Here is a 6627-nt window from a genome sequence, read left to right as displayed (position 1 = left end):
CCGGATCGCGGCCGACAGCCCGGCCGGGCCGCCGCCGACGATCACGACGTCGTATTCCATCGATTCGCGCGGGCCGTGTTGTTCGATAAGCGAAGCGTGAGACATGAGCGGATAAAAGGGCAGGGATTAGCGTTCGACTGGCTCGATTGCGATCGAGATCAGGCGGGAGTCAAGTGCGTCGGACTGCAGATCGAGTTCTTCGCCGCGGCCGTCGAGCCAAAGGCCATGCATCGGCAGCAGCGTCTGGGTGCTGAGCGACGCGCTGCTGAAGCGCCATTGACCGGCCGCGCAAATCAGCAGATGCGTCGGCGCAGGCGTCACGCGACGCGAATGCGTCGCCACGCTCACGGTGGCCCGGCAGGCGGCGCGGCGCGTCATCACGTTGAGCACGTGCGTGGGCCGCACGATATCGGTCGTCCACACCGGCAGATCACCGGGAAAATGTGCCGGCACGATCGGGTGGGCGACGAGATGCCCGTCCTGCGCGCGGAGTTCGACGCTCGTGTTGTCGACCGGTACGAGTATCCGGTCGACGCCTGGAAACTGCGAGAAACGGGCCGACCCGTCGAGCGTTGCGAGGCTGATACGCCAGTCTACGTTGCCGTCGGAGTCGATGCGGCTTGCGATCGTTCGCGTGACGCCGGCGCCGTTTGCCCAGGCTTCAGGCTCGATTTGCGCGCAATCGATGAACCGGACGGACGGGTAGTGCGATGCTGACGGCGCACGCCCGGTGGAGGAGAGTGGTGCAGGCAGGCGCGGGCCGCCGCCCTGCCCGAAATCCGGTCGCGTCATACGCCACCCCCGGCGTCGATGTGACGTTCGATTGCGGCCATCACGTCGAACAGATCACCCACGAAGCCCACATCCGCAAACGAGAAGATGGGCGCATCCGGATCCTTGTTGACAGCGACGATCCACTTCGAATCCTTCATGCCGGCCAGGTGCTGAACGGCGCCCGAGATCCCGAATGCGAGATAGGCGTCGGGCGCGACGGTCTTGCCGGTTTGCCCGACCTGAATCGCGTTGGGTGCATAGCCGGCGTCGACCGCGGCGCGTGATGCGCCGAGTGCCGCGCCGAAACGCGAGGCGAGCGTGCCGAGCCGTGCCATGTTCTCGCTGGACGCGAGCCCGCGCCCGCCCGACACGACGATCGGCGCATTCCCGAGATCGATTCCGGTCGTCTGGGCGCTATTGCGTTCGACGAGCGTCGTCGCGGCGAATGCGGGTGGTGTATCCACGGAATCGATTGGTGCCGGTTCGGCGCGCTCGCCTGCCGCCGCGAACGACGATGCACGCACCGTCGCGAACGTGGTCTCACGCGCACTTTGGACGGTCGCGACGATGCTCCCCGCATACAGGCCGCGAACGAAGCGTCCATCGTCCGTCATGCCGGTTACGTCCGCGATGAAAGCCGCATCGGCGAGCGCGGCGGCGCGCGGCAACGCATTCCGGCCGAGCGTGCGATGGGCGGCCACGATCAGCGCGTAGCGCGGTGCCAGTCCGGCCAGCAGCGCGGCGAGACTTTCCGGGGTGACGGCAACGGTGGCGTCCGGCGTATCGGGCCGCAGCACGCGATCGACGCCGTCGATCAGCGCGGCCTCCGCCGCGGCGGCGGGATCGAGCACCAGCACGTCGACCGGATGCCGGCGCCCGATTGCAGCGGTCGCGACGCGCCGGACCGCGTCCGCGAGCGTATGGTCGGCCGTGGCTTCGGCGACAACGAGCGTTCTCATGCCGAGACTCCTTGATGGGCAAAGACGTTGTGTGCGGCGAGCGCGGCGATCAGCGCGTCGACATCGGCAACACGGTGACCTGCGCGCTGCACGGTCGGCTCGTCCAGTTGCGACACACGTGACGACGGCGCGAGATCGACTGCGAATTGCGCGGCATGAACGACGGCAAGCGGTTTCTGCTTTGCCTTGACGATGCTCGGCAGCGTCACGCGTCGCGGTTCGGCCAGGCGCAGGTCGGCGCTCACGACGGCGCGTCCGGCCAGTCGCCAGGTCGCGGTGCCGCTGTCGTCGCCGCAAGTGACGCGCCAGCCGTCGCCTTCGGGCGCGAGCGCGGTTGCGTCGAGTCCCTGCGGCCAGCCGAGCAGGCCGGCCAGCATTGGCGCGACGCCGCCGGTGTCGTCGTCGATCGCCTGCTTGCCGCAGAGCACGAGGTCGTACGGCGACGTGCCGATGTAGGCGTGCAGCAGCCGTGCGACGCTTAGCGAGTCGAGCGACGCGGCGGCATCGCCGGTGTCGATCAGGATCGCGTCGTCGGCGCCCATGGCCAGACCGGTGCGCAGAACGTCCTGACAGGCGGGCAGGCCGCACGTGATGATGCTCACCTGCGCGGCGTGACCCGCTTCGCGCAGGCGCACCGCCATTTCGAGCGCGCATTCGTCGAACGGGTTGATGGACATCTTGAGGCCGGTCGTCTCGATCGAGCCGGTCGAACCGACCCGCACGCGCACGTTCGGATCGACGACGCGCTTGACGGGCACCAGTATCTTCAGGGGCATGGGAATGTCTCGTCGAATGGATGTGAATCAGGACACGGCGCCGAGGCCGTACTTGCCGGTGAGCAATGCGCCGGTCGCAAAGCGTTCGAGCGCGTAAGGGGCGAGCGACACGTCGGTCGGCTGCCCGAGCGCATGCTGCGCGAGCAGCTTGCCGATACCGGGTGACAGCTTGAAGCCGTGGCCCGAGAAGCCGAAGCCGACCACGAGCCCTTCGATGTCACCGACATTGCCGAGCACGGGGTTCCAGTCGGGGGTCACGTCGTAGACGCCGGTCCACGACGAAGCGAGCCCGGCCGTCTCGTAGGCGGGAAAACGTTCTGCGACCTGCGCGCCGACTTCGGCGACGTAATCGAGAGAGATGTCGCCCTGTTCGGTTTCAGGCGCGTTCAGCGTTTCGCCGACAACGCCCTCGGAGACCAGCATCTGGCTGCCGCCATAGCTGCGGTAATACAGCATGCCGGGCGAGCCGAGGTCCTTGAATGCGGGCATCTGGAACGAATACCTTGCGTCGCATTCGAGTGCCAGCACGGTGTGCCGCTCAGGCGTGACCGGCAGCGGTACGTCGATCCAGCCGGACAGTTCCGGCGTCCAGATATTCTGGGTGCTGATCAGCGTGCCGCACGTGAAGTGGCCGGCGCTCGTGTCGACGCCGACGATGCGGCGACCGTCGCGCACGACGCCCGTGACGGTCGTGCCCTCGAGAATTTTCACGCCGCGTCGGCGTGCCGATTTCGCGAAGCTGGTCGCGACGAGGTAAGCATCGGCGAAGCCGGCTTCCGGTTCGAAGCCGATCAGCGCCGCGTCGTCGAACTGCGCGATCGGCAGGCGTGCGCGTGCGTCGTCCCGATCGAGCAGTTGTACGTCGATGTCCATTGCCCGCTGCGCGTCGAGCGACGCGCGCAGTGGCTCGAGTTTGTCCCCATCCGGCGCGCAGATCATGTAGCCGCACTTGACGAGCCCGCAGGATGCCTCGTCGTCGCCGACGTATTCGGCGAAGTTGTTGAAGGCCCACCACGACGCGCGCGCCAGCTCGACGTTCTGGCGGACCGAGTAATGCGTGCGCAGCAGGCCGGACGATTGCGACGTGGTGCCTGCGCCGATCATGCCGCGTTCGATGACGAGGACGTTACGGGCGCCGAGCGCCGCAAGATGATGCGCGACCGACGTGCCGATCACGCCGGCACCGATCACGATGAAGTCGAAATGGCTCATGGTTTCCCTCTGGGTAGACGACGAGCCGATTCTAGGGAGTCGTGATGCTATCGAATTTTGTATTAGGCAAACTTATGCAACGTGCCCGGAAGTGCTCATTCAGCACCCGGGTGAACCGAACCGGCGCACCATTCGTCGCGTATTGGCGGAATGGCCGTCCTCCTCGGCATCTGGAGCCACTATGCGACGCACCCCATCGCCAATCGACCTGCGTGCCCTGCAGGCATTCGTCGCCGTGTGCGAAACCGGTTCGATGACCGGTGCGTCCAGGCGCATCGGTGTGAGCCAGAGCGCGATCAGCCAGGCTGTTTCCGCGCTGGAGCGCGAGCAGGGGACGGTGCTGTTCGATCGCGAGAGTCGCCCGCCGCGCCCCAATATCGCCGGCCGGGCCCTGCTCGAGCTGGCCGGCCCGCTGCTCGAGCATGCGCAAATGGTCAGCACGCGCGTCGGCGATGCGTCCGACGCGGGGCGCCTGCCGGTGAGGCTCGGCTGTGTCGATTCGTTCGCGGCGACGGTCGGACCGGAACTGATCCGCGCGGTGTCGGGCGCGTCGAGGCAGATTTCGATGTGGTCCGGGATCACGCCGGGCTTGAGCAAGCAATTGCATGACCGGGAAATCGACGTCGCCGTGTGCACGCAAACCACGGTCAGCGATGCGCGCATCGTCGAGGTGCCGTTGTTCTCGGAAGCGTTTGTCGTGGTCGTCGCGCGCGCGCATGTGGCCGGTCGCCCGAAGGCCGACTGGCGGACGCTGGCCGCCGAAATGCCGCTGATCCGTTACACGGCGCGGTCCGTGATCGGCCAGCAGGTGGAGCGGTTCGCACGTCACCTCGGCATCGACAGCCCGAGGCGCTTCGAATTCGACGCGACTGATCCGCTGCTGAGCCTGGTTGCAGCGCGGCTCGGTTTCGCGATCTCGACACCGCTGTGCCTGTGGCAGGCGCGACATTATCTCGGCGACATTGCCGTCCTGCCGTTGCCGTCCGGCCGGCTCGGCCGGCGCGATTTCTTTCTCCTGCATCGGCAGGGCGAGTGGGAGGACTTCGTCACGGAGATCGTCGATCTGACGCGATCCGTGCTCGATCATTCGATCCGGCCCGCGCTCGCGCGCGCCGTGCCGCAGTTACCCGAAGATGCATTGCTTTGATTCGTACGGAACCCTCGATGAGTGACCTATACACGCTGCAACGCGGCGATGCGCCGCTGCTGATTTCGATTCCCCACCTCGGAACGGCGATACCCGCGCCGTTGCGCGATGCGTACACCGATCGCGCGCTGACGCTTGCCGACACGGACTGGCACCTCGATCGCCTGTATGCGTTCGCGACGACGCTCGGCGCGACGGTGCTCGGCGCGACGCTATCGCGTTACGTAATCGACCTCAATCGTCCGCCGGACGACGAGAGCCTGTACCCCGGCCAGACGACGACGGGCCTGTGTCCGACCGAAACGTTTCGAGGCGAGCCGGTCTATCGAGAGGGATGCGAACCGGATGCGGCCGAGAAGGGCCGCCGGGTCGGCGCGTACTGGCAGCCGTACCACACGACACTGGCGGCCGAGCTGGCGCGGTTGCGCGAGCGTCACGGGAACGTGCTTCTCTGGGAAGCGCACTCGATCGCAAGCACGCTGCCGCGGCTGTTCGACGGCAAGCTGCCCGACCTGAACATCGGCACGCGGGACGGCCGGACCGTCGCGCCGTCCGTACAGGCCGCGGTCGAACGCGAGGCCGCGGCAAGCCCGTTCACGTCGGTTGCCAATGGCCGTTTCAAGGGCGGCTTCATTACCCGCTCGTTCGGCAGGCCATCGCAGGGCGTGCACGCGATCCAGCTGGAGATGTGCCAGTCGACGTACATGAACGAAGCTTTTCCGTTTGCATACGACCCCGCGCGCGCGGCGCTCGTGCAGCCCACGGTGCGCCGGATGATCAGCGCGGCACTGGATGCGTTGGCAGCGCTGCCGACAGTCGCAGCATAAGGATCACTGATACATCTTCGTAACCGCGGTTCCCGTATCAGTGCGACGCTGCACCGAAAGTGGCGTGGAACCGCACCCGTAACACGCAAGAGGTCGGCGCGCACCGGATGACATACAGGTGCCGTTTCGCCCGGAGTGTTTATCCATGGGAATCTTTGATTCCTGTAGATAAACCTGGCACGAGGCTTGCGTTATCTCCCGTGACGGGATGCTTATTCGTCGGCAGGTTGTCCGTAGACGAAGATCGACAGGAACTGGATCGGGGTCTTGATCAGGCGTTCGGGGCCGTGCGGTACGTCGCCGCGGAACGTCAGGGTGTCGCCGGGATGCAGGATGTAGGTCTGTTGACCGTGCCGGTATTCGATCACGCCCTTGAGCATGTGGATGAACTCGGTGCCGGGATGCTCGAACACGGGAAAGCGTTCCGCCTGGTCCTCCATCGTGATCAGGAACGGCTCGAATGTTTTGCGAGGACCCTGGTCGTAGGCAAGCAGATGGTAGGTGTGGCCGCTTTTCGTCCCTTTGCGGACCACTTCCATCCCGGCGCCTTTTTTCACGAGCTGGGCGCCGCCTTGCGGGACGTCGAAGTTGCGGAACAGGACGGCCATGGAGACGCCGAGCGCCTGGGCAATCCGGTGGAGGACGTCGAGGCCGGTCGAGGTCTGCGCGTTTTCGATCTTCGACAGCATGCCGCGGCTGATGCCGGCCTGTTCGGCGACCTGGGCGATGGTCAGGCCATGGCGCTGGCGAAGCTCGCGAATGGTCGACCCGAGATAGCGTTCGAGCGGTGTCTTGCTGTCGTCAGCGGTATGCATCGTCGACCTCGGCAAAAGGGGCAAGAGTAGCAGATTGCGGCGTGCGCGCCGGCACGGCAGGCAACGCCGGCATGCGCACCGTGAGTTTCATATGGGGAATTATTGTTTCATAACAAT

The 6627-nt window shown here is 66.0% G+C and carries 7 protein-coding genes; 2 read left to right on the top strand and 5 right to left on the bottom strand.

Translation table 11 applies throughout. The features are described from left to right. Positions 1-126 precede the first annotated feature (126 nt). The 4 genes from DIE23_RS18455 to DIE23_RS18440 are packed head-to-tail and all read right to left on the bottom strand — an operon-like array spanning position 127 to position 3721. Positions 127-792, bottom strand: a complete 666-nt coding sequence (locus tag DIE23_RS18455; RefSeq protein WP_124613443.1) for a HutD family protein — start codon at positions 790-792, stop codon at positions 127-129. Further along, complete coding sequence (locus DIE23_RS18450; RefSeq protein ID WP_124613442.1) at positions 789-1733, bottom strand: electron transfer flavoprotein subunit alpha/FixB family protein; 945 nt, start codon at positions 1731-1733, stop codon at positions 789-791. Before DIE23_RS18450 ends, DIE23_RS18455 begins: the two co-directional genes overlap by 4 nt. Then, on the bottom strand, positions 1730-2509 hold the full coding sequence (locus DIE23_RS18445) for an electron transfer flavoprotein subunit beta/FixA family protein (RefSeq protein ID WP_124613441.1): 780 nt from the start codon (positions 2507-2509) through the stop codon (positions 1730-1732). The genes DIE23_RS18450 and DIE23_RS18445 overlap by 4 nt, the downstream gene beginning before the upstream one ends. A gap of 27 nt (positions 2510-2536) precedes the next feature. Continuing rightward, complete coding sequence (locus tag DIE23_RS18440; RefSeq protein WP_124613440.1) at positions 2537-3721, bottom strand: FAD-binding oxidoreductase; 1185 nt, start codon at positions 3719-3721, stop codon at positions 2537-2539. 181 nt (positions 3722-3902) lie between these two features. Between DIE23_RS18440 and DIE23_RS18435 the strand changes: the two genes are divergently transcribed. Both DIE23_RS18435 and hutG read left to right on the top strand, forming a co-directional pair. Continuing rightward, positions 3903-4868, top strand: a complete 966-nt coding sequence (locus tag DIE23_RS18435; RefSeq protein WP_124613453.1) for a LysR family transcriptional regulator — start codon at positions 3903-3905, stop codon at positions 4866-4868. A gap of 17 nt (positions 4869-4885) precedes the next feature. After that, positions 4886-5695 carry an N-formylglutamate deformylase gene (gene hutG / locus DIE23_RS18430; protein ID WP_124613439.1) on the top strand — a complete coding sequence of 270 codons (810 nt, stop codon included), beginning with the start codon at positions 4886-4888 and terminating at the stop codon, positions 5693-5695. Between the two features lie 212 nt (positions 5696-5907). Here the strand turns inward: hutG and DIE23_RS18425 are convergent, their stop codons facing one another. Next, positions 5908-6510 (bottom strand): helix-turn-helix domain-containing protein, encoded by a 603-nt coding sequence (locus tag DIE23_RS18425; RefSeq protein WP_124502114.1) that lies wholly within the window; start codon positions 6508-6510, stop codon positions 5908-5910. Between the last annotated feature and the right edge of the window lie 117 nt (positions 6511-6627).

This window comes from Burkholderia sp. Bp9143, from assembly GCF_003853645.1.
Classification (GTDB): domain Bacteria; phylum Pseudomonadota; class Gammaproteobacteria; order Burkholderiales; family Burkholderiaceae; genus Burkholderia.
Note: the sequence above shows the minus strand (reverse complement) of the source record. Positions and strands in the feature narration are given on the sequence as shown.